Origin of the sequence: Pseudomonas sp. 21615526 (assembly GCF_013386245.1) — a bacterium.
Lineage (GTDB): Bacteria > Pseudomonadota > Gammaproteobacteria > Pseudomonadales > Pseudomonadaceae > Aquipseudomonas.
Genome location: NZ_JACAOM010000014.1, coordinates 23871 through 49498, shown reverse-complemented (window position 1 = coordinate 49498; position 25628 = coordinate 23871). Strand labels below are relative to the sequence as shown.

Annotated in this window: 18 protein-coding genes; 4 read left to right on the top strand and 14 right to left on the bottom strand. The window is 60.8% G+C overall.

Annotation, left to right across the window (positions count from 1 at the left end; genetic code table 11):
* Positions 1-6 precede the first annotated feature (6 nt).
* The 9 genes from HX786_RS05850 to HX786_RS05810 all read right to left on the bottom strand — a co-directional run bounded on the left by HX786_RS05850 (position 7) and on the right by HX786_RS05810 (position 11916).
* On the bottom strand, positions 7-1029 hold the full coding sequence (locus tag HX786_RS05850) for an ABC transporter permease (protein ID WP_003217674.1): 1023 nt from the start codon (positions 1027-1029) through the stop codon (positions 7-9).
* Positions 1029-2093, bottom strand: a complete 1065-nt coding sequence (locus HX786_RS05845) for a microcin C ABC transporter permease YejB (RefSeq protein ID WP_003217676.1) — start codon at positions 2091-2093, stop codon at positions 1029-1031. Before HX786_RS05845 ends, HX786_RS05850 begins: the two co-directional genes overlap by 1 nt.
* Complete coding sequence (locus HX786_RS05840; RefSeq protein ID WP_178911840.1) at positions 2080-3918, bottom strand: extracellular solute-binding protein; 1839 nt, start codon at positions 3916-3918, stop codon at positions 2080-2082. Before HX786_RS05840 ends, HX786_RS05845 begins: the two co-directional genes overlap by 14 nt.
* A 129-nt stretch (positions 3919-4047) precedes the next feature.
* On the bottom strand, positions 4048-6987 hold the full coding sequence (locus HX786_RS05835; RefSeq protein ID WP_008433381.1) for a TonB-dependent receptor: 2940 nt from the start codon (positions 6985-6987) through the stop codon (positions 4048-4050).
* Positions 6988-7178: 191 nt separating this feature from the next.
* Positions 7179-8132, bottom strand: a complete 954-nt coding sequence (locus tag HX786_RS05830) for a FecR domain-containing protein (protein WP_003217682.1) — start codon at positions 8130-8132, stop codon at positions 7179-7181.
* Entirely contained in the window at positions 8129-8641 is a 513-nt protein-coding gene (locus HX786_RS05825) for a sigma-70 family RNA polymerase sigma factor (RefSeq protein WP_003217684.1), read from the bottom strand. Before HX786_RS05825 ends, HX786_RS05830 begins: the two co-directional genes overlap by 4 nt.
* A 181-nt stretch (positions 8642-8822) precedes the next feature.
* The gene (locus HX786_RS05820) at positions 8823-9761 is read right to left on the bottom strand and encodes an AraC family transcriptional regulator (RefSeq protein ID WP_003217685.1); all 939 of its coding nucleotides are present in this window, start codon (positions 9759-9761) and stop codon (positions 8823-8825) included.
* A 17-nt stretch (positions 9762-9778) separates the two neighbouring features.
* Complete coding sequence (locus HX786_RS05815; protein WP_177046642.1) at positions 9779-10621, bottom strand: oxidoreductase; 843 nt, start codon at positions 10619-10621, stop codon at positions 9779-9781.
* A 68-nt stretch (positions 10622-10689) separates the two neighbouring features.
* Complete coding sequence (locus HX786_RS05810) at positions 10690-11916, bottom strand: MFS transporter (RefSeq protein ID WP_178911823.1); 1227 nt, start codon at positions 11914-11916, stop codon at positions 10690-10692.
* Between the two features lie 249 nt (positions 11917-12165).
* Here HX786_RS05810 and HX786_RS05805 point away from each other — a divergent pair, with 249 nt between their 5' ends.
* A complete protein-coding gene (locus HX786_RS05805; protein ID WP_178911822.1) occupies positions 12166-13545 on the top strand; it encodes an NAD-dependent succinate-semialdehyde dehydrogenase in 1380 nt (459 codons plus the stop codon).
* A 79-nt stretch (positions 13546-13624) separates the two neighbouring features.
* Here the strand turns inward: HX786_RS05805 and valS are convergent, their stop codons facing one another.
* Positions 13625-16192: a valine--tRNA ligase gene (gene valS, locus HX786_RS05800; protein ID WP_178911821.1), complete on the bottom strand. Its 2568-nt coding sequence runs from the start codon at positions 16190-16192 to the stop codon at positions 13625-13627.
* 140 nt (positions 16193-16332) lie between these two features.
* On the opposite strand from valS, the gene HX786_RS05795 reads away from it, so the two are divergent.
* On the top strand, positions 16333-17460 hold the full coding sequence (locus HX786_RS05795; protein WP_178911820.1) for an NAD(P)/FAD-dependent oxidoreductase: 1128 nt from the start codon (positions 16333-16335) through the stop codon (positions 17458-17460).
* Positions 17461-17472: 12 nt separating this feature from the next.
* On the opposite strand, the gene HX786_RS05790 is transcribed toward HX786_RS05795, so the two are convergent.
* From HX786_RS05790 to HX786_RS05775, 4 genes are all read right to left on the bottom strand, one after another.
* On the bottom strand, positions 17473-18075 hold the full coding sequence (locus HX786_RS05790) for a dTMP kinase (protein ID WP_178911839.1): 603 nt from the start codon (positions 18073-18075) through the stop codon (positions 17473-17475).
* Between the two features lie 32 nt (positions 18076-18107).
* Positions 18108-20054 (bottom strand): PAS domain-containing sensor histidine kinase, encoded by a 1947-nt coding sequence (locus tag HX786_RS05785; RefSeq protein WP_178911819.1) that lies wholly within the window; start codon positions 20052-20054, stop codon positions 18108-18110.
* 96 nt (positions 20055-20150) lie between these two features.
* Positions 20151-21482 carry an LLM class flavin-dependent oxidoreductase gene (locus HX786_RS05780; RefSeq protein ID WP_003217715.1) on the bottom strand — a complete coding sequence of 444 codons (1332 nt, stop codon included), beginning with the start codon at positions 21480-21482 and terminating at the stop codon, positions 20151-20153.
* A gap of 23 nt (positions 21483-21505) precedes the next feature.
* A complete protein-coding gene (locus HX786_RS05775) occupies positions 21506-22462 on the bottom strand; it encodes an ABC transporter substrate-binding protein (protein ID WP_178911818.1) in 957 nt (318 codons plus the stop codon).
* Positions 22463-22871: 409 nt separating this feature from the next.
* Between HX786_RS05775 and HX786_RS05770 the strand changes: the two genes are divergently transcribed.
* Positions 22872-24407, top strand: a complete 1536-nt coding sequence (locus HX786_RS05770; RefSeq protein WP_256735050.1) for an efflux transporter outer membrane subunit — start codon at positions 22872-22874, stop codon at positions 24405-24407.
* A 104-nt stretch (positions 24408-24511) separates the two neighbouring features.
* Positions 24512-25624, top strand: coding sequence for an efflux RND transporter periplasmic adaptor subunit (locus HX786_RS05765; RefSeq protein WP_008433355.1), 1113 nt, complete (start codon positions 24512-24514; stop codon positions 25622-25624).
* Positions 25625-25628 lie beyond the last annotated feature (4 nt).

Sequence of the window (25628 nt, the reverse complement as noted above, 5' to 3'; positions counted from 1 at the left end):
CGCTTATCAGGATCGGGGGTCGAAGGCGTCGCGGCAGGCTTCGCCGATAAACACCAACAGGGACAGGATCAACGCCAACGCAAAAAACGCGGTCAGCGCCAGCCACGGGGCTTGCAGGTTGTTTTTTCCCTGGCCGATCAACTCACCCAGGGACGCACTGCCCGTGGGCATGCCGAAGCCAAGAAAATCCAGGGCGGTGAGGGTCGAAATGGCCCCGGTCAAAATGAACGGCAAGTAGGTCAAGGTGGCAGTCAGCGCGTTGGGCAGAATGTGCCGCAACATCACCTGAACATCGCCCACACCCAGGGCCCGCGCGGCCTTCACGTACTCCAGGTTGCGCCCGCGCAGGAACTCGGCGCGCACCACATCCACCAGGGTCAACCAGGAAAACAGCGCCATGATCCCCAGCAGCCACCAGAAACCCGGTTCGACAAATCCGGACAAGATGATCAGCAAGTACAGGACCGGTAGCCCCGACCAGATCTCGATCAGGCGCTGCCCCAACAGGTCGACCCAACCGGCGTAATAGCCTTGCAGCGCGCCGGCGGCGACCCCGATCAAAGTGCTCACCACGGTCAGCGCCAAGGCAAATAACAGCGATACCCGGGTGCCGAAAATCACCCGCGCCAATACATCCCGGGCTTGATCATCGGTGCCCAGCCAGTTGCTCGCGCTGGGCCGCGCCGGCGAAGGGGTCGTGAGGTCGTAGTTGACCGTGTCGTAGCTGAACGGAATAGGCGCAAACAGCATCCAGCCGCCCTGCCCTTCAATCAGTTCATGCACGTAAGGGTCACGGTAATCCGGCTGAAACGGCAACGTGCCGCCGAAATCCTGCTCGGTGTAGCGCTCGAAGGCCGGGAAATACAGTGAGCCCTGGTACGCCATCACCAGTGGCTTGTCGTTGGCCAGCAGTTCGGCACCCAGACATACGGCGAACAGCGCCAGGAACATCCACAGCGACCACCAGCCGCGGCGATTGCGCTTGAAGTGCAGCCAGCGGCGACGAGTAATCGGAGTAAAAACCGGCATCAATGCGACCTCGCGGAAAAATCCAGCCGGGGGTCCAGCAGGCGGTAGCACAGGTCGCCCAGCAACTTGATGACCAACCCGACCAGGGTAAAGATAAACAGCGTGCCAAAGACCACGGGATAGTCCCGTGCCACTGCCGCTTCGTAGCTCAGGCGACCGAGGCCGTCGAGGGAGAAAATCACTTCAATCAGCAACGAGCCGCCGAACAACATCGCGGTGAGCGCCTGGGGCAGGCCAACCACGATCAGCAGCATGGCGTTGCGAAACACGTGTTTGTACAGCACCTGTTTTTCGCTGAAGCCCTTGGCCCGCGCGGTCACTACGTACTGGCGGCTGATCTCGTCGAGGAAGCTGTTTTTGGTGAGGATGGTCAGTGTGGCAAAGCCGCCAATCACCAGCGCCGATACCGGCAAGACAAGGTGCCAGAAGTAGTCCACGACCTTGCCCGCCCATGACAGGCTGGCAAAGTTCTCCGAGACCAGGCCGCGCACCGGAAACCAGTTCAACAGGCTACCGCCGCCGAATACCACGATCAGCAGCAAGGCGAACAGGAACGCCGGCATGGCGTGGCCGATAATGACCGCCGCACTGCTCCACACATCGAAGCGGCTGCCATGGCGCACGGCCTTGCGGATGCCCAGCGGGATCGACACCAGGTAACTGATCAGCGTGGCCCAGAAGCCCAGGGACAAAGTCACCGGCAGTTTTTGCAGGATCAGGTCGGTGACCTTGGCGCCGCGAAAGAAGCTATCGCCAAAATCCAGCCGCGCGTAGCTGCTGAGCATCAACCACAGCCGCGCGCCAAGGGGCTTGTCGAAGCCGTATTGGCGCTCGATATCGGCCACCAGCGCCGGGTCCAGGCCACGAGTTGTGCGCGATTCAGTGCTGCCGGTTTCCACCCGTGTGCCGGCCACCGACGCTTGGCTGCCGATGCCTTGCAAGCGCGCGATGGCTTGCTCAACCGGGCCACCCGGGGCGGCTTGCACGATAAAAAAGTTGACCAGCAGGATGCACACCAGCGTCGGCACGATCAGCAATAAACGGCGCGCGCTATAGGCCAGCATGTTGGGAAGCCTCAGTCAGTTGACGCATCTGTGCGGTGGTCAGCGGTGTCGGGCTCACTTCCCACCAGGTGTCGATGCCCACGTCATTGAGCGGCGCTGTGCGGGGCCGACCAAAACGGTTCCACCACAGCGAGGACGAGCCCGGCGGGTAATAGTTGGGAATCCAGTAGAAGCCCCACTGCAACACGCGGTCGAGGGCATGGGCGTAGCGCACCATGGTCGGGCGGTCGTTGGCGCGGACAAGGCCATCGATCAAGGCGTCCACCGCCGAGTTGCGCAGTGCCATGTAATTGTTGGAGCCAGGGTCATCGGCACTCTCGGAACCGAAGTAGTTGGTCAGCTCGCGGCCCGGCGATGGGCTGACCGGGTAGCCGTTGACGATCATGTCGTAGTCCCGTGCGCGCACGCGGTTGGCGTATTGGGCCGAGTCGATCATGCGGATCGTGAAGCCGATGCCGATCTGCGCCAGGTTGCGTTTGTAGGGCAGCAGCAAACGCTCGAAGCCTTTCTGGGCATTCAGGAAGGTGAACTGCAACGGCGTGCCCTCGGCGTTAACCAACTGGTCGCCGCGCGGGGTCCAGCCCGCCTCGGCCAGTAACTTCAGCGCTTGCGCCTGCTGCGGCCGAATGCGCCCGCTGCCATCGGTGCGCGGCGGCTGGTAGACCTGGGTGAACACCTCCTCCGGCACTTGCCCGCGCCAGGGTTCCAGAATGGCCAGCTCCTGGGCATCCGGCAGCTGGGTGGCCGCCAATGCGCTGCGGGAAAAGAAGCTGCGCTGGCGCAGGTACAGGCTGTGCATCATCTGCCGGTTGCTCCAGTCGAAATCCCACAACAGGCTCAGCGCCTCGCGCACGCGGCGGTCCTGGAACTGCGGTTTTTGCAGGTTGAACACAAAACCCTGGGTGCCCTGCACGGCATTCGGTGCCAGTTGTTCACGTTGCAGACGACCGTCGCGCAAAGCCTCGCCGTCGTAGCCCACCGAATAACTGGTGGCGGAAAATTCGCGATTGAAGTCGTAACCCTGGGCTTGCAGGATCTGGCGCGACACGTCGCCGTCGGCAAAAAATTCAAGCCGCAGGGTGTCGAAGTTGTACTGCCCCTGCGTCACCGGCAGGTCTCGCCCCCACCAGTCCTTGACCCGCTCGAAGGTGACACTGCGGCCGTTGTCCACGCTGCTGATACGGTACGGGCCGCTGCCCACCGGCGGTTCAAAGCCGCCACCGTTGGCGAAATTGCGCCCCTGCCACCAATGTTCCGGCAGCACCGGCAGTGAAGCGAGGTCCAGGGGCAAGGTGCGATTGTCGGCGCTTTTGAAGGTGAACCGCACTTGGGTCGGCGATTCCACCAGCACCTGGTCCACATCGGCAAAGCTTTGGCGATACGCCAGGCTCCCTTCGGTGGTGAACAGCTTGAAGGTGTAGGCCACGTCCTGCGCGGTGATGGGCGTGCCATCGGCAAAACGCGCCTTGGGATTGAGGTAGAAACGCAGCCATGAATGGTCATCTGCCAGCTCCATGCCTTTCGCGACCAACCCGTACACGGTGTACGGCTCATCCTGCGAACGGTACGCCAACGGGCTGTAGAGCCAACCCTGGATCTGGGTGATGCCGGTGCCTTTGTCGACATACGGGATCAGGTGATCAAACGCCCCGCCTTCCATGGACGAACGACGCAAACTGCCGCCCTTGGGCGCGTTCGGGTTGACGTAATCCAGGTGCTTGAAGTTGGCCGAGTACTTGGGCGCTTCGCCGTATACCGTCAAAGCGTGCGTCGGTTGAGCGAGCAGTGACGGCGCCCAAAGGCCCGTCAGCAGTGCCCACACCATGAAGCGAAACAGGCTCACAAACTCAACTCCTTTTCCAAAAACACTGAAGGCTCACTTATGCAGGGTTGTGCGTCGACGCCAGGGTTTTTATAGAGCACCGGTTAGACCGTTAGCGCATGTGCTTATGCGCTACTTGCCGAAGTGGTAACTCACGTCCAGCCAGACCTGGCGGCCATAGGGGTCGTAGTTGCCGCTGGGGTAATACGGCCAGCCGGCGGAGTCATCGTGCTTGACCTGATTGAGCAGGTTGTTGACGGTCAGGCCGACACTCGCCTGCTCGTTCACCTGGTAACGGGCGCTGGCGTTGAAGGTGGTCCACGGCGACAGGCGCCCATCTCCGGCGCCATTGGTCACGCTGCCGTAGCGAATGCCGGTCAGCGTGGTGGTGAGGTGCTGGTAGTCCCAGGTCAGGCTCGCGTTGACCTTGCTGCGCCAGTCGTGGTTGTCGGTGCTGGAGCGCAGGTTCTGAGTTTGCGCATCGTCCGATTCCTTGAGGTAGTGGGACAGCACCAGGCTGTAGCCAATCGCCGAACTGAACGCGCCGTACTGGCCTGCGCCCCAGCGAATATTACTCTTGAGGTCCAGGCCGCTGACCCGCTCGCTGGCGGCGTTGATCGCATTGACCTGCACCCGTTGCAGCACGTTCGGGTCCACTGCCGCCGTGCTGGCATTGCGCTGGATGCGTGCCAGGACGTCGGCGCAAGTGGTCGCATCAAGCTGGCCGTTGCGGCACTGGTTTTCCTGTTGCAGCAAGCGGTTGATGTCGACGGTGGTCAACAGGTCCTTGATTTCGACGCGCCAGAAGTCGGCGGAGAAATCAAACTGATGCGAGGGTGACCAGACAAAGCCGTACGTCCAGGACTTGCCACGCTCGGAGGCGAGATCCGAATTACCGGTCTGGGTGTAATCCACGCGGCCTCGGTCACACGCCCCTTCTACGCCCTTGCTGCAACCGTAATAGTCGATCTGGTCAGGCGTGTAGCCATTGGTCGCGGCCTGGTAGAGGTAGTTGAGGTCGGGTGCGCGAAAGCTGGTGCCGTAGCTGCCACGAAACAGCAGGCTGGTCACCGGGCGCCATTCCAGGCCCAGGTTGTAGGTTTTTTGTTGCTCGGTGCGGCCACTGAATTTGTATTGGTCCCAGCGCCCGGCCGCCGAGGCGAGCAAGGTGTCGGTAACGGGAATGCTCAGCTCGCCACCCGCGGCGTAGCGGTCACGCGAACCGCCTGAATTGGAGGCCGGCGTGGTGTTGTAAAACGTGCCGTCATTGAGTTGGTCGTCGACATCGACGCTGTAGGATTGCCGCCCCACTTCGGTCACACCGGCAAAGCCCACCGGCCCGGCGGGCAGCTCGAACAGGTCGCCGTTAATGTTGGCGCTGAAGGTTTGGGAAACCGATTTACTCTTCTGCACCAGGTTGCCGCGAAACTGATCCCACTGCTCCGGAGTCAGCGGCTGGTCCAGCCGCGAAGGGTCTGGCGCGAAGACCGGGTGCCCGTCCTGCGTGCCCAGTTGCGGCCCGAGGTAGTAATCGCGGATGCCGCTCAAAGGCGTGTAGCGGGTGGTGCGGTCGCTGGTGTACTCGGAGCGGTTCGCCGCAATCTGATAACCCCAATCACTGTTGGTGAACTTGTCTTCCAGGCCCAGGGTGCCGGTCCAGGACACTTCGCGCCATTTGCTGTTGTTGCTGGTCTTGCCACCGATTTCCTCGCTGGAAAAGTTGCGTGACCAGCGCTCCAGGTTGCCGGTGTTGCGGTTGATAAAGTCCGGCGAGGTGAAGCTTGGGCCGCGGGTGTTGTTCTGCGTGTGATCAAAGCCAAACATCAAGTCGGCAAACACTTTGCCGGTGTCGCTGAAGTGCCAGGTGCCGCGCGTGTAGCCGTCATAGTTTTCCTTTTGCGCCTGCAAGGTCCAGTAGTCGTTGTAGTACTGGTTGGTGGTGCAGCGGGTGCTGCTGCCACCGAGCTTGCCGTTGTAGATACCGCCGTAGGCACCGCAGCCGGGGCCGAGGTAGGCGCCGCTGTCGAGGTTACGGCGGTAGCCCACATCCTTGGCCGGGCCGTCGCTCATAAAGCCGCGCTGGTTGGCCCAGATCGGTTGGCGCTGGGTCAGCTCCAGGCCGAATACCCCGTCAAAATCGCCCCAGGTCTCGCCGCCGCTGATCTGCAGGCGCTGGTTGTCGCCGCCGCCACGCTCGGCGGCGCCACCACGCAGATTGACGTCCACGCCGCTGATTTTGTCTTTGAGGATGATGTTCACCACCCCGGCAATCGCGTCGGAGCCATACACCGCCGAGGCGCCGCTGCTGAGGATCTCGATACGCTCGATCATCACCGCCGGGATGTTCGCAAGGTTGGTGAAGTTGACCGCGCCGTCGTACGCCGTGGGGTAGTCGGCCACGCGCCTGCCGTTGATCAGCACCAGTGTGTGGTTCGGCCCCAGCCCTCGCAGGTTGAGGGCACTGGCGGCCGGCTGGAAGGTGTTGCCGTAGTCTTCGCCCTGGGTCATGCCGGTGTTCTGGGTTTGCGAAGCGATGGCGTCGTAGACGTTTTTGTAGCCCCTGCGGGTGACTTCGTCAGCGGTGATGACCGTGACCGGCGACGGCCCTTCAACCTGGGCACGGGCAATGCGTGACCCCGTGACCACGACCTTTTCCAACGCTACATCGCCCGGGACTTTCGCCGCCGTGGGCGCCGCCTTGACCGCCGCTGCAGGTGGCTTGGCCGCCCGGCGCAGGGTCCAACCGCCGTCGCCACTGGGCACGGCGTCGAGGGCTGCACCGTGTAGTGCCTGTCGCAGCGCTTGCTCGGTGGTGAAGGTGCCCCGCACCGGCGCGCTGGTCAGGCCTTGCACAAGGTCTTGCTGGAAGGAAATGATCTGCCCGCTGCTGCGCGACAGGGTCAACAGCGCTTGGTCGAGGGGGCCGCTGGCGATATCAAAATCAAAAGTCTGGGCGGTCGATATCGCGGACAGCGGCTGTGCCAGCACCGCCGTGCCATGTCCCGCCAAAGTCAGGCCAATCGTCAGAGACAGTGCCGCCAGAGATGCGCGACTGAGAGGTTTGAGTTGCATGGTTGAGGTTCCCATCATTGATATGCCGTTGATGGGTTGAACAACAGATCGGTTTTTTTTATAGGCGGCCGTTAGGCTAAAAAAGCATGGGTTTATAACGGCCCGAAACAACACTCCCAGGCAGATACACCCCGGCCTGTATTGGGTTGTGCAACAGTGGCGGAGGTTTTATAGAGCTGGGAAAATTATTTTTATCGGCGCTCGATACTGACCCAATAAGGGCTGTGATAATCGATCTGCACCGGCAGGGATTTGGCCAGCAATTGCAGGGCGCCCTGGCTGTCGTCCAGCGGGAAAATCCCGCTCAGCCTCAGGCTCGCCGCCTCGGGGCTGACGCGGATGATGCCGCGCCGGTAGTCACGCAGGGCTTGCACCACTTCACCCAATGAGCGGTCACGCACTTCCAGCAAGCCTTGGGTCCACGAGGCCTCGCCGCCGCTGGCGGTTTCCAGGTCGAGGATGCCATGGGCATTGAACGTGGCTTTCTGGCCGGCACTGATCACCTGCACAGCGCCGTCGCGCGTGGTGATTTCCACTTGGGAATGCAGCATCGTGATTTGGGTTCGATCCTCGCCCTGCTGTACCAGAAACCGCGTACCCAAGGCGCGCATGCGGCCGTGTTCGGTCTCGACGATAAACGGTCTGAGACTGTCCTTGAAAACGTCCACCAGCAACTTGCCGTCGAGCAACTGCAACAGCCGTTGCCGAGCATCGAAATGCGTCAGCACCTTGCTGCGCGCATCCAGGGTCAATGCACTGCCATCCTCCAGCGTGAGGTTCAGGCGCTCGCCCGTACCGGTGCGCAAAGCGCCCAACGGCAACCAGCTGTCGGACAGCCGCGTGATCAGACTTCCAAACGACACAACGCCAACCAGCGCCAGGGTATTGCGCAAGAAGCGCCGGCGGCCCGACGGTGCGTTGAGGGTGTGCAACAGGCTGTCGCGGGGCATGCGGCGCAGTTCGTCATTGTTCAGCACGGCCGGAACGCCGCCCATCATGTTGAAGATTTCGGCACGCCGTGGGTCGCCCTCACTCCAGCGACGGAACGCCTGGTGCTCCTGAGCGCTGGCGTGCCCGGATTGCAGCAACGCCATCCACTGTGCTGCCTCGTCGATGATCGCCTCATCCGGCGCGCTGTGGCTCATGGCTGTGTCATCGCCAGGTAGCAGCGCTTGAACGCATCGGCCATGTATTGCTGAACCCGGCTGACCGAGACCTGCAGGCGCTCGGCAATCTGCGCATAGGTCAAACCGTCCAGCTGGTGATACAAAAACGCCGCCTTGGCCTTGGCCGACAAACCGTCGAGCAAGCGGTCGACTTCCAGCAGCGTCTCGATCAACAGCAAACGCTCCTCGGGCGACGGGTGCACCATCATCGGCGCCTGGGCCAATGCTTCCAGGTAGGCACGTTCCAGGTCCTGGCGACGCCAGCCCTCATACATCAGGCGCCGCGCGATGGTGGTCAGCAACGCCCGCGGCTCGCGGATTTGCGAAGGGTCGGGCAATGCCAGTACCCGCAGGAAGGTCTCCGATGCAATGTCCTGAGCCCCATGGGCGCACCCCATGGCCCGGCTTACCCGCGTGCAAAGCCAACTGTAGTCACTTTTGAACATCTGCCCAATCAGACCGAAATGTGGGTTCTGATTCACACCCATTGCATGCTCCATGCGAATAAAGGCCATTCAGCCTGGCGGTTGATGAGCAATGGAAAGCCATCGCTGGAGGCGGACTTTGCATGAGGGGAGCATAGGTTAGGAAAGAATAAAAAATAACAATAGCCTGTCAAATTGGCATATGCAGAAAAATCAGATACGGGGCAGCGCCCTGGCTGTCAGGTCAGTGCGAAGACACATAGACAGAAGGCTGCGCCGGCGCTGGCAGCGAATAGGTTGCTTTCATCCATTCGACTTCAGCATGGGGTGTGCGGCCGAAGTAGCGCTTGAACTCTCGGCTGAACTGCGATGCGCTTTCATAGCCCACGTTAAAAGCCGCAGATGAGGCCGACATGTCGTCGCGGAGCATCAATAACCTTGCCTGGTGCAGACGCGTCGATTTCAGGTACTGCATGGGTGAGGAGTCGGTGACTGTTCGAAAGTGCAGATGAAAGCTGGGTACGCTCATACTTGCCTCCTGGGCCAGGCACTCGACGTCCAGCCGCTCCTGGTAACAGCTGTGTATCTTGCGAATGGCGCGGGTCACCTTTGCGAAATGGCCTTGCTTGCCAAGGGCCGCCCGCATGGACCCTCCTTGTTCACCTGCGATGATCCGGTAGTAAATCTCGCGCACCAGCGAGGGGCCGAGGATCGGGCCATCGACCGGATGGCTCATCGCTTCGAGAAAGCGCAGTGTGGACTCGCGCAACATCTCGTCCATCGGCGAGGAATACATGCCTTTGGGACGTTCGTGGGTCGGACCGGATTTTTCGTCAATTTCCAGGATCAGTTCGCCAGCGAGTTTGAAATCCAGGCGCATGTATACCGCCAGCATCGGTTCCTCTTCGCTGGCGTCGGTTTCCATGGTGAAAGGCACTGGCACAGACACCACCAGGTAGTGCTGGGCGTCGTAAAGGTAGACCTCGTCGCCCAGATAGCCGAGCTTGCGCCCCTGGCACAGGATGACGATGCCAGGCTCGTAGAGCACTGGCGTGCGGGTCAGCGGGCGATTGGAGCGCAGAAAGCGTATGTCTTCCAGTGCGCTCAGGTTGTAGCCCTCCAGGGGGGCCAACTGCTCCATCAGTTGGACCATGCGCCGGGTTCGCGCGGCAAAATGATTCATAGGCCCCTCTTGCGGTTTCATGAAGCGTGACCATCCGTAGAGCGTGTCAGTGCTTCCCATTGGTCGATGTCACGCAGGGATTGCGTCAGCTTTTCGCGCACAAAGCCTATGGCATCGCTGCCGAGCAGCAGGTGGGCCGGTGGGTTGTCGCTGGCGATCAACTGCAGCATGGCTTGCGCAGCTTTTTGCGGGTCCCCCAACTGGTGGCCGCTTTTCGCTTCGCGCGCCTGGCGTACCGGATCAAAGCTGGCATCGTAGTCGGCGATGCTGCGGGGCGTACGCTGCATCGAGCGGCCGGCCCAATCGGTGCGAAATGAGCCTGGCGCCACGGCGGTGACAAAAATGTTGAATGGCTTGAGTTCTTTGCTCAGGGTGTCGGAGATGCCTTCCAGCGCGAACTTGCTGGCGCAGTAGTAGGCGATACCCGGCATCGTGATGGTGCCGCCCATGGACGTGATGTTGATGATGTGCCCGCTGCGGCGCTGGCGGAAGTACGGCACGAACGCCTTGGTCACGGCGACGGCGCCGAACACGTTGACGTCGAACTGACGACGCATTTCTTCCAGCGGCGACTCTTCGAAAATGCCCTCATGGCCGTAACCTGCGTTGTTCACCAGGACATCCACCGGGCCGTAGCGGGTCTCGATCTCGGCAACGACGCTGTCGATCCGCTCAAAGTCGGTGACATCCAGGATCACGCCATGAGCACGCTCCGCTGATAATGCCTCGAACGTTTGCAGCGCGGCTTCGTTTCGAACGGTACCAATGACACGGTGGCCTGCAGCCAGTGCCTCGGTCGCGAGGGCCTTGCCAAAGCCGCTGCTGATGCCGGTGATAAACAGGGTTTTGTGAGTGCTCATAGAAATTCCTCTCGGTTACTGAGTGCTAATGGTAGCCAAGCCACCGCTGGCGACCTATGCCGGATCATCTATGAGGCTTGCCTATTCCTATTCGCTTGGCGAGGAATGGCTTTGCTGCCCTGGCGAGTTCTGGAAAAAGCGGCGCTGCCGACACCTGCCGCAATGGACAGCAAGGCCCCGGCTGCCGCCATCCCTGGCCAGCCATAGCGCCCCGCGGCAGCAGCGCCCAACGATGAACCCAAGGCACCGCCAATAAAGTAAATCATCATAAATACCGTATTCAGGCGGCTGACGGCATCCGGTTGCAAGGCCAGTACCTGGGTTTGATGGGCCAACTGGTTGGCACGATTGCCCAGGTCGATACAGGTGGCAGCGAGTACCACCAGCGGTATCAATTTGGCGTCTGCGGCAAACACCAATGCCAAGAACGCCGCCAGCACCAGCGTGGCCCCAAGGCAGGACAGGCGCAAGCTATGCTGTCGCGTCCAGCGCCCCAGGGTCGAAGCACTGACAATGCCAACCACGGCCGACAGCCCTATCAATCCTGACTGCAGGGTGCTGAATCCATACGGTGGCCGCGCCAGCAAGCCTGCCATCGAACCCCAGAACACATTGAGTGCGCCAAACAACAAGCCACCGCACAGCGCAGAACGCCACAGTGACGGATAGCGCCGGAGCAGCCCTCCCAACGAACCCAGGAGCGCGCCGTAGGGCAAGCTAATGACAACCTCGCTGCGCGGCATACGCGCGGCAATCGCCAGCAGCACCAACACATCCATGCCTGCCGCTACAGTGAACATTCCTCGCCAACCCAACCAGTGCCCCAACGCACCACTGACCGTACGTGCAAGCAACCCGCCAGCCGACAATCCGCTGACCATAAGGCCAAGCACCCTGCCCCGATGCTGCGCATCCACCCACGTCATCGTGCCCGGGATAATGATTTGTGCACTGATGGCCGATACCCCGATCGCAACGCTGCTCACTAACAGCGTGCTGTAACTTCCGGTGCTGGCACACCAAAGCAAACTGACGATGTTGCCTGTCAGCAAAGCCATGATCAGGTTGCGGCGTTGCACGCGGTCGCCCAGCGGTACAAACAGCAACAGGCCCAGCGCGTAGCCAAGTTGTGTGGCGGTCGCGACCTGGCCGGTGTGCGTAGGCGACACCGTAAAGCTGGCACCGATCAAGGGCAGCATTGCCTGGTTGTAGTACGCGGTGGCCACCGACAGTCCGCAGCAGACAGACAATACGATGGCGTCAAATGCGTTCAGCGCTTGTTGGGTTGATTTCATGGCGCGCTCCTGGTTGAGCCTGCCACGTTAGGCAAGGCATCGCCCGATGAAAACGCCTGAAAGCATCAGGGTCTTGCTCATTCCTCTCTGTGCTTGCTTCGTCCAGGCACACCCCTCGTGACATCGCCCGGCAGTTATTGGATTAGGCAAGCAAAGCAGATGAACCGGTATTCGCGCCATGTCTGCCGCGCCTTACCTTGGGCGCTCAGCTTCTGCGCTGATGAATACTTAACTATTGGAGATAAGCCCATGTTAGTCGTCTACAACCCGGCCGATGGCAGCGAAGTCGGCCGCGTGGCCAAAAGCAACGCAGCACAAGTAAAGGCTGCTGTAGATCGTACCTGTGCAGCGTTCCCGGAATGGTCATCGAAACTGGCCAGCGAGCGCAGCGATATTCTGCGGCGCTGGCACGACAGCGTTAAGGATGATAAGGAAGCCTTCGCCGAACTGATGTGTCGGGAGAACGGCAAGTGCCTTTCTGAAGCCCGAGGCGAAATCGACTATGGGTTGGGGTTCATCGAGTGGTACGCCGAAGAAGCCAAGCGCGTCTACGGGGACACTATTCCTACCCACGATAAAAATGCCAATGTGGTTGTCACCAAGGAAGCTATCGGGCCGGTCGCCGCGATCACCCCCTGGAACTTCCCCTTCATGATGATTACCCGCAAAGTGGCGACCGCGCTGGCCGCAGGTTGCACCATGGTGATCAAGCCCGCAGAAGACACGCCGCTTACTGCCTTCAAGTTGCTGGAACATGCTCGCAAGGCGGGAATTCCTGAAGGTGTATTCGAGGTCATCGTCGGTGATCCCAAGGAGATCGGCCTGATCCTGACTGGCGATCCGCGCATTCGCAAAATCTCGTTCACCGGTTCGACCGGTGTAGGCAAACTCCTGGCTTCACAATGTGCGGCGACGGTAAAAAAAATGACTCTGGAGCTGGGTGGCAATGCACCCTTCATCGTGTTCCAGGACGCAAATATCGAGGAAGCAATCAAAGGCCTGGTGGGTGCAAAGCTGCGCAATTCCGGGCAGGTGTGTATCTCGCCTAACCGCATCTTCGTGCAGAACACTATTTTTGAAGACTTCGTGAAGCGCCTGAAGGAAAGCGTAGCCAGGATCGATGTTGACCAGGGCATGCGTGAAGACTTTGTGGTGGGGCCGTTGGTCAATCAGACGGGTTTTGACAAAGTTGTATCGCTGGTGGAGCAAGCCAAGGCCGCCGGAGCAAAAGTCCTGATGGGCGGCAAGCCTCACGCCAAGGGCGGTCTGTTTTATGAGCCGACTGTGCTGACCGGCTTGCAGGATGATTCGCCGCTGGCCACCAGCGAGATCTTCGGCCCGGTCTTCGCCATTTATTCATTCAAGGATGAGGAGGAAGTGATTGCTCGCGCCAACCAGACTGAGTTCGGCCTGGTCGCCTATGCCTACACAAGCGCATTGGGGCGCTCATTGCGCCTTTCCCGCCAGTTGGAGGCGGGCATGGTGATTCTGAACTCGGGATCCGTGGGTACCGTGTCGATTCCCTTTGGCGGTATCAAGCAGTCCGGTTACGGTCGCGAAGGCAGTTACTACGGGATCGAGGAGTACGTACACGTCAAGTATGTGCTTATGGCCGGCGCACAATTCTGAAAGGTGGGGTGGCGTAACAGGCTTGCATGATCCGGCCCGCCCCAGTGGGTGTCACTGAGGCGGTCGGCACCACTCCTCGTTACGTCAGCCAGACATCGACCTGCCGCTCCGCGCCCTCTATAAACACCAAGGCCTCGACCTGCCCCGCCTCTATCAGGTCTTGGCTGACGCCTTTTATCAGTTCAAGCTGCGCGGCGCTGTCGACCAGCTCAACACGTGCTACCGGAGCCTTCATGGATTGGCTGGCGTCAGACTTTGCTTTGCGAATTGCAGACAGCACGCTGCTCAGGCTCATCAATAACTGTTCAACAGCCGCGTCAGGGCAAGCGCCCCCTTGCGGCCAGGGCGCCTTGTGCACTGAGCCGCAATTCCAGGATTGCCAGACCTCCTCACACACAAAGGGCAGAAATGGCGCAAACAGTCGCTGCTGCACGCTCAGCGCATGTGCCAATGCATTACGCGCCGAGTAGCCGTCGGGTCGATAGGCACGACGTTTGACCAATTCGACGTAGTCATCGCAAAACCACCAGAAGAATCCTTCGATACGCGACAACGCCCCGCTGTAGTCATAGGCCTCCAGCGCGACGGTTGCGTCCTGGACTACGCCACCCAAGCGTTCAAGCATGGCTTGATCCAGCGGTTGGTCGATATCCCCGGTGTCATCCTTCGCAAAGCCTTGAACCAACCTCGAAAGATTGAACAGCTTGACGGCCAGGCGGCGGCCGATTTTCATCTGCTGCTCTTCAAAGGCTGTGTCACTGCCGAGCCGCGCCGAGGCAGCCCAATAGCGCACGCCGTCACTTCCATACTGGTCGAGCAAGGCTTGAGGGATGACCACATTCCCCTTGGACTTGGACATTTTCTTGCGATCGGGATCAAGGATCCACCCGGAAAGCGCGACGTTGCGCCATGGCGCGCAACCGTGTTCAAAATGGCTGCGTACCAGTGTCGAGAACAGCCAGGTTCGGATTATGTCGTGACCTTGGGGCCTGAGGTCCATCGGGTATATTTTGGCAAACAACCCATCGTCCTCTCCCCAGCCGCCGGCAATCTGAGGCGTCAGGGAACTGGTGGCCCAGGTGTCCATGATGTCTTGTTCGCCGATAAACCCGTTGGGTTGACCACGTTGTTCGGGTCGATACCCAGGCGGTGTATCCAGGCCCGGATCAACAGGCAGGCTTGCCTCACTGGCGATAATCGGAGCGCCATGCTCGGCTTCGCCTTGTGCGTCCAGGCGATACCAGAACGGAATCGGCACGCCGAACGTACGTTGGCGACTGATTAGCCAGTCTCCATTCAACCCCCCTACCCAATGCTCGTAACGCCTGAGCATGTGCGGCGGATGCCAGTCCAACGCCTGGCCAGCGTCGAGCAACACGTCCCTCAGGTTCGCGTCGCGTCCGCCATTGCGCAAGTACCATTGCCGCGTCGCGAGAATTTCCAAAGGCCGGTCGCCTTTCTCGAAGAACTTTACCGCGTGGTTAATCGGTCGTGGTTCATCTCGCATGGCGCCGCAGTCACGCAACATCGAAACGAGCTGCGTACGAACCTGGGACAGGGTACGGCCGGCCAGGCCTGCGTAGGCCTGTTGGCTGCGCGGCGTCGTCAACCAGGAGGGCGTCTCAAGTAACAGGCGCCCGTCCTTTCCCAGGACTGACCGTGTGGGCAGCTGCAACTCCCGCCACCAAATCACATCGGTTAGATCGCCAAAGGTGCAGACCATCGCCAACCCGGTGCCCTTGCCGGGGTCACCCAAAGGGTGGGCCAGCAGCGGAACGTCCAGGTCAAAAATCGGCGCACGCACGGTCTGCCCGAACCTCGCCTGATAACGAGCGTCGTCCGGGTGAGCCACCAGCGCCACGCATGCCATCAGCAACTCAGGTCGAGTCGTAGCAATCTTCAGTTCGGCACCATCAGCCGCGTCGAAGCCGAGTTCGTGATACGCACCCGCAACCTCGCGCTCCTCAAGCTCTGCCTGGGCTACGGCCGTCTGGAACGTCACATCCCAGAGGCACGGAGCCTCCTGGCTATACAGTTCGCCACGCTGGTAGTTACGCAGTAACGCGCGCTGACTGGCTCGTTGGGAGCGTTCATCAATGGTGGCGTATGAAAGACTCCAATCAACGGACAAGCCCAGTTGCACGAACAGTGCACGGAACGCTTGCTCATCGATGGCCGTCAGCTCATGGCACAACTCGATAAAGTTGCGCCGACTGATGACGGCAAAGTCAGCCCGTTTTAATGGAATCGACTCGGAGGGTTTGAAGCCAGGCTGGTAAGCGGCCAACGAGTCGCAACGTACGCCGTAGAAATTCTCGACCCTGCGTTCGGTCGGCAAGCCATTGTCGTCCCAACCCATGGGGTAGAACACAGCCTTGCCGCGCATCCGCTGGAACCGGGCGATGATATCGGTGTGGGTGTAGCTGAAGACATGGCCAACGTGCAACGAACCTGAGGCTGTCGGTGGCGGCGTGTCGATGGAGAATACAGCGTCGCGTTGGGCGCTGTGGTCAAAGGCATACGTGCCTTCGAGCTGCCAATGCTGAGACCAGCGTGTTTCGAGGTTTTCAAGCGAGGGGGTGACGGTTTGATCGTTTAGAACTTCATCACGTTTAACGGTGACATAGCTTCCTCCTGTCAACATCATGGGGCGCAACAACGGTTGTGCGCCGAAGCAAACTTTATATTCAATCGCCTGCGGAAAGTAAACCCCTTGAACCAGGCCATTTTTTCCACAAAATAGCGTAAAAACAGTCCGGAAGATTTCTCACATTCAACAGGTACCCTATGCACACCCCCGTCACAATCATCGGTGCTGGCCTGGGCGGTCTCATCCTGGCTCGCGTGCTGTACGTCCACGGTATTGCCGCCACCGTCTATGAAGCAGAGCCGTCGGCAACCGCACGCGCCCAAGGCGGGATGCTCGATATCCACGACTACAACGGCCAACTGGCCTTGCAGGCAGCGGGCCTGACGGACGAGTTCCGCGCGCTTATCCTGAAAGGTCGCGAGGCGACTCGGGTGCTTGATTGGCAGGGTGCCACTCTGTTGGATCAACCCGACGACGGCACAGGCGGCCGTCCCGAGGTCATGCGTGGCGAGCTGCGCAAGATGCTCCTCGATTCACTGCCCGCCGGTACTGTGCGTTGGGGCCACAAGGTCAAGAGCGTGCGCGCCCTCGGCGAGGGTCGCCACGAAGTGACCTTCGCCGACGGTACTTGCGTTGCTACCCACCTGCTGGTTGGCGCGGACGGAGCCTGGTCAAAGGTCCGGCCGCTGCTCAGCGACGCTGCCCCCGAGTACATGGGCCGCTCGTTGATCGAAACCTACCTGTATGACAGCGACGCCCGGCACCCGGCCACCTCCAGGGCGGTAGGTGGCGGTGCGATGTTCGCACTTCAACCGGGAAAAGGGATCCAGGCGCACCGTGAGACGGGCGCCACGCTGCACACCTACGTAGTGCTCACCGAATCCCAAAGCTGGTTTGCCGCCATCGATTTCACCGACACGGCAACGGCGGCGGCACGGATCGCGCAGGAATTCGCAGGCTGGTCCCCTGCCCTCACGGCGCTGATCACCGACAGTGACACCGAACTGGTATGGCGCCCGCTCTTTATGCTGCCGGTTGATCACCGCTGGGACCGGGTGCCGGGCGTAACGCTGATCGGTGATGCCGCACACCTTGCGGCCCCGAATGGCGAAGGTGCCAACCTGGCCATGTACGATGGTGCCGAACTCGGCAAGGCCATCGCCTCATACCCTGATGACGTCGAAGCCGCCCTGGGCGAATACGAACAGGCCATGTTCCCGCGCAGCGCGCAAATGGCTGCCGAGGGGAATGAACTGCACGAGTTGCTGTTTGGTGACGATGCACCCTATAGCCTGGTCAGCATGTTCAACGGGGCAAGTGCCTGAACAGGGCTCGGGTCAATCACACTGGAAGGACTCAAGGACGTTATAAATTTCGGCAACCACCTGCCGTGTTGCGCCCTCAATGGTTCCTTCATTCCGGCATAACACCCAGCCGTGATCCGCAACCGCTCGCTCGAACGCCTGGGTACAGGCGACATGTTCTGCCAGCGTGTGGATCACGGTACTGCTCAGTCCGCGCCGGCGTGCCGCGGCCCGTGCCCATGAAATATCAGGGGCAGTGACGACCCCGACATGCAGGTCCGGCACTTGCACGTTTCGATCAATGTTCAACTGCAGGATTTCTGCCAGCGGGACTTCCCGGCGAAACGCGGCATCAGACGGGTACCAGCGGTCGATCAGGACGATGCTGCCTGGTGGCTGTCTAGCCAGCACGTGCCGGGAAATCCACGCGCGGCTATCAGCGAAGCGTTCACAAACCTCCCACTCCAGATCCAGGCCGGGATGCCTGGCGAGTCTGTTAACGAGGGTCATTGTTTCACTTCTGAAGGGATCGCTTTTTCTCTCGCAAAGCCGGATCACCATTCTGTTGTCAGCCCTAAGCGCTTTTGTTACGGCCTCCAGCAATGTGGTTTTGCCAGTACCCTTGGGGCCATCCATGGAAACAAACAACGGACGGCCAGCCGCCTGGCTCAACACGGCTTGTCGATCCGGCTGCGCATGGTTTCGGCGATCACCCTGGCCAGTGCAGATTGATCGAATGGCTTGGGTAAGCGCGTCAATGTGGTCTTGAGGTCCAGGGAGATTTCCGCAAAGCCTGAGGAAAGAATGATGGGAAGGTTGGGATACAACGACTCGATGTTGCCGGCAAGCTCGATCCCGGTCATGTCCGGCATTGCCATGTCTGTCACGACCAGGTCAAAGCATGCGCCTTGCGCCAGGAGCGCCAACGCAGCATGCCCATCTCCTGCCGACACAACATGATGGCCCAGGTCTTCAAGCATCGCCCCGGTGCTGATCAGCACCAGCGGGTCGTCATCTACCAGCAGAATCTCGAGGCTTTGCTGATGGGCTGCATCGGGTGTATCTGCCGTTGATGCCAGCGCCGCAGACTGTGTGGTGTCGGTCACCGCCACCGGTAACCAGAGCTCTGCGGTTGTGCCCTCTCCTACCCGGCTCTTCAGCACAAAGTGGCCCTGTGACTGTGCCGCCAGGCCATGCACCATCGAAAGCCCAAGCCCGGTGCCTTTTCCCGCTCCCTTGGTGGTGAAGAACGGCTCCATGGCCCGTTGCAAGGTCGCGTCATTCATCCCGGGGCCGGTGTCGATGACAGAGATGCAAATCAGCCTTTGCGAGTCATTCGCCCCGTCGGGAAACGCATCCTCCCGCGCTGAAATCAGGATCCTGCCCCGACCTTCCATTGCGTCCCGGGCGTTGATCACCAGGTTCATCACAGCCATTTCCAGTTGGCTCATGTCGACCAATACCGGCCGCAGGATCAATGGGAACTGTGTGTCGACGTTGATGCCTGCGCCCAACATGCGGGACAGCAGGTCTGACATGTTGCGGATCAGATCGCCCACATCCACAGGCTGAGGGTCAAGCTCCTGGCGACGGGCAAAGGCCAGCATGCGCTGAGTCAGCGTTGCGCCCCGCTGGGCGCCCGCGATGGCATTATTCAGTAAGGCGCAGGTTCTCGAGTCCTGCGGGACACGCTTCTTGGCGAGTTCAAGACTCCCCAGAATCACCATCAAGAGGTTGTTGAAGTCATGGGCGATGCCGCCGGTGAGCTGGCCCAGGGACTCCATTTTCTGGGATTGGAATAACGCCTCTCGGGTTTCCTTGATCTCCTGTTGAGCCTGCACGCTTTCGGTAACGTCCCGGGTGATCTTCGCAAACCCCACCAGCTCACCCAGTTCATTCTTGATCGGGTCGATAACCACATGGGCGAGGAATCCCGTGCCGTCCTTGCGCAGGCGCCAGCCCTGCCCTTCGTAACGACCTTCCCTGACCACCGTTTCAAGGGCGCGCTGCGGGACGTTGTGGTCTACGTCCTCACGCTGGAAGAACATGGAGTAATGCCTGCCGATGACTTCTGCCGGCTGATAACCCTTGATGCGCTGGGCGCCGGCGTTCCAGGTGGTGATCACGCCGTTGGGGTCCAGCATATACAGCGCGTAGTCGGTGACGCCTTGCACCAGCAGGCTGAATTGCTGCTCGCTCTGGCGCAGCGCCTGCTCCGCGGCCTTACGCTCGGTCAGGTCCCGTGTGACCTTGGCGAAGCCAATCAACGTGCCGTCGTCGGCGCGTATCGGGTCGATGATCACCAGTGCCCAGAGACGAGTCCCATCCTTGCGGATGCGCCAACCTTCGCCCTCGAAGCGCCCTGACTGCTCGGCGCTCTGGAGTGCCCGGCCCGGCAAGTCCGAGGCCAGGTCTTCCGGGGTGTAGAACAGCGAAAAATGCCTGCCCAGCACTTCACTCTGTTCGTACTGCTTGATCTTTCTCGCCCCGGAGTTCCAACTGCGAATCAAGCCGTTCGTATCAAGCATATAGATGGCATAGTCGACCACTGCGTCGACGAGCAGTCGATACCGGTCGTCCTGATTGAAAGGCCCTTGTGCAGGATGGGATGGCATCAGGAAAGTCTCGGGACAAATGAGTGGCTTGAGCCCTCAGTATGTCTAAAAAAATCCCCGGCCCACCAATTTATTCATCTGGACAGTTTTTTTGAGTCAACCGCCGCCGTTGCGCGCAAACCGTGGAATCTTCAATCCCAGGCTTTCCCGCAAGGTCGTACCTTCATAAGCCGTGCGATACACGCCGCGCTCCTGCAACAACGGGATGACCTCGTGCGTGAAGCGTTTGAACTGCTCCGGATGGCCGATGTAGATGTTGAAACCATCCACCGCGCGGGCTTCAAGCCAGTCAGCCATTTTCCGAGCGACGGTATCCGCCGATCCGACAAACGCTCCCGGGCGCAGTTGCCGCCCAAATTCCACCGCCTGGCGCAATGTAAAACCTTTCTCCCGTGCCTGATCGGCAATGCGTTTGGCCGCGGTAAAAAAGCTGCTGCGTGCCGCCTCCAGGCTCTCCTGCGGGAACGGCGCATCAAGGTCGTACTGGCTGAAATCATGCCAGCCGAAATTGCGTCCGAACTCCTTCAGCGCCAGCTCGAAACTGTGGTCGGCCTGATGGTAGTGCCGCTCGATTTCACGCGCCTGTTCATCGGTATCGCCTACATAAATCTCGGCGCCGGGCATCACCAGCAATTGCTCCGGGTCACGGCCATGTTGCAGCGCCCTGCCCTTGATATCCCGATAGAAAGCCTGGCCCTGCTCGATGCTGGCCGCATGGGTAAAGATTACATCGGCCGTGGCCGCACCGAGGTCGCGGCCTTGTTCCGAATCGCCAGCCTGGAAGATCACCGGTTGGCCCTGGGGTGAGCGCTGGATATTCAGCGGCCCGACCACGGAAAAGTGCTCGCCCTTGTGATTCAGGCTGTGGAGTTTGGCGGGGTCGAGAAACCGGCCGGTGGCGCGGTCACGCACGAAGGCATCTTCCTCATAGGAGTTCCACAGGCCCTGCACGACCTGGACGTGTTCGGCCGCCCGGCCATAGCGGGTGTCGTAGTCATAATGTTCGTCGCGGCTGTAGTTGCCGGCGGTACCGGCGTCGCCGCTGGTGACCACGTTCCAGCCGGCGCGGCCTTTGCTGATCAGGTCGAGTGAGGCCAGGCGCCGCGCGACGTTATAGGGCGAGTTGTAAGAGGTCGTCAGCGTACCGACCAGGCCCAGGTGCCGGGTGCTTACGGCAAGTGCCGATAACAGCGTCAGCGGCTCCAGCCGGTTCAGGTAGTGGGATGGCGAACCCGGTGTGATGAATTGGCTGTCGACGATGAACATCAAGTCGAACAATGCCGCCTCGGCCTGGCGTGCAATGTCGATGTACCAGTCGACGTTGACGCTGGCATCGGCCGGCAATTGCGGGTCGAGCCACAGATTGTGGCGGCCGGGCCCGCCGCAGCCCATGGTCAGGGCGCCGAGTTTGAGCTGTCTTTTAGTCATGTCCAACGTATTCCTGGAAACGTTCAGGGCTGGGTTCTGGCGACGGCTGGTTGCAAGGACGCCGCGAAGGAGTCGTCGAACAGCTTGGCTGCCGGGTAAGACTTGACCAGTCCCTGGCTTGTGAAAAAGTCCACGGTCTTTTGTGCTTCTACAGGCGACTGGGCTGTCACCGGTTCGACCGTCGTGCGTGCCCGGGCAAACCAGGCGCGGGCAATGTCGGCATCTGCGCGGGTGCGCTTGGCCCAGGCATCTGCATACGCGTCGGCGTTGGCCGGGCTTTGGCGCGTCCAGTCACGGGCTTTCTTCAGGCGTTGGAGAAAATCGCTGATTTGCGCACGCTTGTTATCGACGGCCCTGGTGCTGGCGGCGACGAAACTCTGGGCCGGGATCAGCCCGTCTGCGGTCGCCAATACCCGTGCGCCCTGGCGTTCCTGTTGGGTGACGTAGGGTTCCCAGGTGGCGATGACGTCGACCGAACCGCCTTCCAGTGCGTGGGAAGCATCCAGTGCACTGAGGTAGCGCAACTCCAGGGCGTCCTTCGGCACGCCGGCCTTATCCAGTGCGGTCAGCAGCAGTTGCTGGCTCCAGGAGCCTTTCCAGATGGCGGCGCGCTTGCCTTTGAGGTCCGCAAGGCTGTGGATCGAGGAATCCTTTTTCACCAGGATGGCCACGCCCTCGAGGTTTTGCCGGCTGATGGCAATCACCTTGATTGGCGCGCCGAGTGCACCGAGGAACAGCACGGGCGCATCGCCGAGCAGGCCGATGTCGAGGCTGTTGGTATTGAGGGCTTCCGCCACCGGAGACCCGGCGGTGAATTGCTTCCATTCAAGGGTGTAGGGCAGATCATCCAGCACCCCCGCCGCTTCCATCACGGCCTGGGCGTTGTAGCTTTGGTCTCCGACCACCAGCGTTTGCGCGTTCGCGGTCAGGCACAGCAGCGTGGCGGCCAACCCGGCCGCCAGTTTTGTCAGGTAACGCACGTTCGTCTCCAGATGCCTTCTCAAGCATTGAAAGTCGATCCGCGCGTGCGGTCTCGGCAGTGTTCGTAGGGAGGGCTACGATGAGGGGCTGACGGCTGCATGTAAAATACTTATAACGCATAACCTAATTCGATATTAATGCGTTAAATGCATTTTTGGGGGTGGTCGGCGCGCACGGACATTGCGTACCCGCCTGCACCACCTACACTGATTTGAATTCGGCGACTCTCGCGCCATTTTTTCAGCCGTATGGCCCGATGCCCGCGCACTCATTGCTCAACAAATAAAGCAGTTAACCAACTGATTAATCAGAGTAAATATGAAAGAGCAGCCTCGGCAGCTTGCATCGGCACCGCAACCAGTGGCGCACAGCCGCGCCCTTTTTCGACCACCCCACCTTCTGGCTCCCTTGAGCCTGCTGTGCATCGCCCTCGCCGGCTGCACCGTCGGGCCCGATTTCGCGCGTCCTGAGGTGCCGGCGAACGCCGATTATTCACGAGAAAAACTCACCTCCACCGCCAAGGCCGATATCGACACCGGCGGTGCGGCGCAGCGGTTGATCGCCGGGATGGATATTCCCGGGCAATGGTGGACGCTGTTCCGCTCACCGGAACTGAACGCGCTGGTGGAGGAAGCCTTGCGCGCCAACCCGGATGTCACCGCCGCGCAGGCGGCATTGCGCCAGGCCAACGAGCTGGTCTATGCCGACCAGGCGTCGCTGTTTCCCTCGGTGAGCGGCAACGTGCAGAAGGCCCGCGAGAAAGTATCGGGCGTCACCTCGGGCCTGCCGGAGTCGCCGATTCTCACGGTGAGCTCGGCGTCGCTGAGCGTGTCCTATGCCCCGGATGTATTCGGCGGCACGCGCCGGCAAATTGAATCCACCTCGGCCCAGGCCGAGTACGAGCGCTTCCAGTTGGAGGCGACCTACCTCACGTTGACCTCCAATGTGGTGAACACCGCAGTCAGCCTCGCCTCTATACGCGACCAGATCGCCGCCACCGAAACCATCATTCGGCTACAGAGTGATCAGCTCGACGTCCTGCAGGCGCAGCGCCGGCTGGGTGCGATCGGTGACACCGACGTGCTCACACAGCAGACCGCGCTGGCGCAAACCCGTGCCACCTTGCCGTCCCTGCAAAAGCAGTTCGCCCAGACCCGCAACCAGTTGATGGCCTACCTCGGCCGGTTTCCCAACCAGGACCGGGACGAGCGCTTCAACCTCGCCTCCCTGCACCTGCCCGAAGAACTGCCGCTCAGCCTGCCTTCGGCCATCGTTGGCCAGCGGCCCGATGTGCGATCTGCGCAGGCGCAACTGCATCAGGCCAGTGCCAATATCGGCGTGGCCGTCGCCAATCAGTTGCCCCAGTTCAGCATTACCGGGTCGGTGGGCTCCACGGTGGCCAGCGGGACCAAATTGTTTTCGGCGGGCAGTGGGGTCTGGAGCCTTGCCGGGTCGATCACCCAACCGATCTTTGATGCCGGCGCACTCGAACATCGCAAACGCGCTGCCGTGGCCGCCTATGACGAGTCGGCAGCCCGCTACCGTGGCACGGTGATCGGCGCGTTCCAGGACGTGGCCAACGCACTGCGGGCGCTGGAGGCGGATGCCGATGCGCTCAACCAGCAGGTGGTGGCCGAGCGCTCTGCCCAAGCCAACCTGGACCTGGTGCAGGCGCAGTTCAAGCTCGGTGCCGTGGCGTACATCAACCTGCTCACGGCCCAGCAAACCTACCAGAACACCGTGCTGGCCCGCGTCAGGGCGCAGGCCTCCCGCTACAGCGACACCACCGCGCTCTTCCAGGCATTGGGTGGCGGATGGTGGAACCGTACCGATGTGGACCCTGCCACCAAGGGCCGGCCTGATCGGTTCGGCCTGCCTTCGTGGAACGAGATCATGCCGGCCAGGAACGAGGCAGCGCCCGCCGATTCGGCACGGTTCAACTGAACTGAACTCTTGAAACAGCGAGAACATCCATGGCTGACGTCATAACCGCCTCTCCCCTGCCCACCGAGCCCGGCGCACCGCGCAAGCGCCGACTGTGGCGGCCGATGATCATCATGATCGTGGTGGTGCTGGTGATTGTCGCGATCATTGCCGGGGTGAAGTTCGTGCAGATTTCGGCGCTGATCGCCCAGTCGAAAATGCCCCTGCCGGCCTCCGTGGTCACGGCCATGAAGGTGCCGTTCAGCGACTGGCAACCGAATGTCAGCGCCGTGGGCTCAATGAAAGCGGTCAGGGGGGTGGATGTGACCACTGAAGTGGGCGGCATCGTGCGCACCATCGGCTTCACGCCCGGGCAAGAAGTGGCGGCCCAGGCGCTGCTCGTCCAACTGAATGCCGACTCGGACATCGCGCAACTGCATTCCCTTGAGGCCACGGCTGACCTGGCGGTGATCGTCCTCAAGCGTGACAAGGCGCAACTGGCGGTTAACGCCATCTCCCAGGCACAAGTGGACACTGACACCGCCGACCTCAAAGCCAAGCTCGCCGCCGCCGAACAACAGCGCGCGCTGGTGGCGAAAAAAACCATCCGCGCGCCGTTTGCCGGGCGCATCGGCATCACCAGCGTCAACCCTGGCCAATACCTCAACCCCGGCGACAAGATCGCCACGCTGCAAACCTTCGATCCGATCTACATCGACTTCACGGTGCCCCAGACTCAAATGGAGGCCATCGCCATCGGCCAAGGGGTTTCGGTAACGGCCGACGGACTGTCGAATCAAACCTTCACCGGCAAGATCAGCACCATCGACACCCAGTTCGACGCCACCACGCGCAATGTCACCGTGGAAGCCACCGTCGACAACCCCAAACAGAACCTGGTGCCCGGGATGTTTGCCCGCGCCGTGGTCAACTCCGGTGCGACGCAGCGCTACCTCACCGTCCCGCAGACATCGGTGACCTACAACCCTTACGGCACCACGGTATTCATTGCCACATCGAGCAAGAACGACAAGGGTGAGGAAGTCCTCACCGCGCAACAGACCTTTATCAAGACCGGACCGACCCGGGGCGATCAGGTGGCGATCCTGTCGGGCGTGAAGGAAGGCGACCTGCTGATCACCAGCGGCCAGATGAAGCTCAAGAATGGCTCGCCGGTGAAGGTCGATAACAGCGCCGCGCCGCTGAACGATCCTGCGCCGACTCCCCAAGAACACTAAAGGT

Excerpts from the sequence above, each read along its gene's own strand:
- HX786_RS05780 (WP_003217715.1), bottom strand. The coding sequence starts at position 21,482 with ATGACTAAAAGACAGCTCAAACTCGGCGCCCTGACCATGGGCTGCGGC.
- HX786_RS05795 (WP_178911820.1), top strand. The coding sequence starts at position 16,333 with ATGCACACCCCCGTCACAATCATCGGTGCTGGCCTGGGCGGTCTCATC.
- HX786_RS05805 (WP_178911822.1), top strand. The coding sequence starts at position 12,166 with ATGTTAGTCGTCTACAACCCGGCCGATGGCAGCGAAGTCGGCCGCGTG.
- HX786_RS05850 (WP_003217674.1), bottom strand. The coding sequence starts at position 1,029 with ATGCCGGTTTTTACTCCGATTACTCGTCGCCGCTGGCTGCACTTCAAG.
- HX786_RS05830 (WP_003217682.1), bottom strand. The coding sequence starts at position 8,132 with ATGAGCCACAGCGCGCCGGATGAGGCGATCATCGACGAGGCAGCACAG.
- HX786_RS05785 (WP_178911819.1), bottom strand. The coding sequence starts at position 20,054 with ATGCCATCCCATCCTGCACAAGGGCCTTTCAATCAGGACGACCGGTAT.
- HX786_RS05790 (WP_178911839.1), bottom strand. The coding sequence starts at position 18,075 with ATGGATGGCCCCAAGGGTACTGGCAAAACCACATTGCTGGAGGCCGTA.
- HX786_RS05840 (WP_178911840.1), bottom strand. The coding sequence starts at position 3,918 with ATGGTGTGGGCACTGCTGACGGGCCTTTGGGCGCCGTCACTGCTCGCT.
- HX786_RS05815 (WP_177046642.1), bottom strand. The coding sequence starts at position 10,621 with ATGAGCACTCACAAAACCCTGTTTATCACCGGCATCAGCAGCGGCTTT.
- valS (WP_178911821.1), bottom strand. The coding sequence starts at position 16,192 with ATGATGTTGACAGGAGGAAGCTATGTCACCGTTAAACGTGATGAAGTT.
- HX786_RS05765 (WP_008433355.1), top strand. The coding sequence starts at position 24,512 with ATGATCATCATGATCGTGGTGGTGCTGGTGATTGTCGCGATCATTGCC.
- HX786_RS05835 (WP_008433381.1), bottom strand. The coding sequence starts at position 6,987 with ATGCAACTCAAACCTCTCAGTCGCGCATCTCTGGCGGCACTGTCTCTG.
- HX786_RS05845 (WP_003217676.1), bottom strand. The coding sequence starts at position 2,093 with ATGCTGGCCTATAGCGCGCGCCGTTTATTGCTGATCGTGCCGACGCTG.
- HX786_RS05810 (WP_178911823.1), bottom strand. The coding sequence starts at position 11,916 with ATGAAATCAACCCAACAAGCGCTGAACGCATTTGACGCCATCGTATTG.
- HX786_RS05820 (WP_003217685.1), bottom strand. The coding sequence starts at position 9,761 with ATGAATCATTTTGCCGCGCGAACCCGGCGCATGGTCCAACTGATGGAG.
- HX786_RS05825 (WP_003217684.1), bottom strand. The coding sequence starts at position 8,641 with ATGGGTGTGAATCAGAACCCACATTTCGGTCTGATTGGGCAGATGTTC.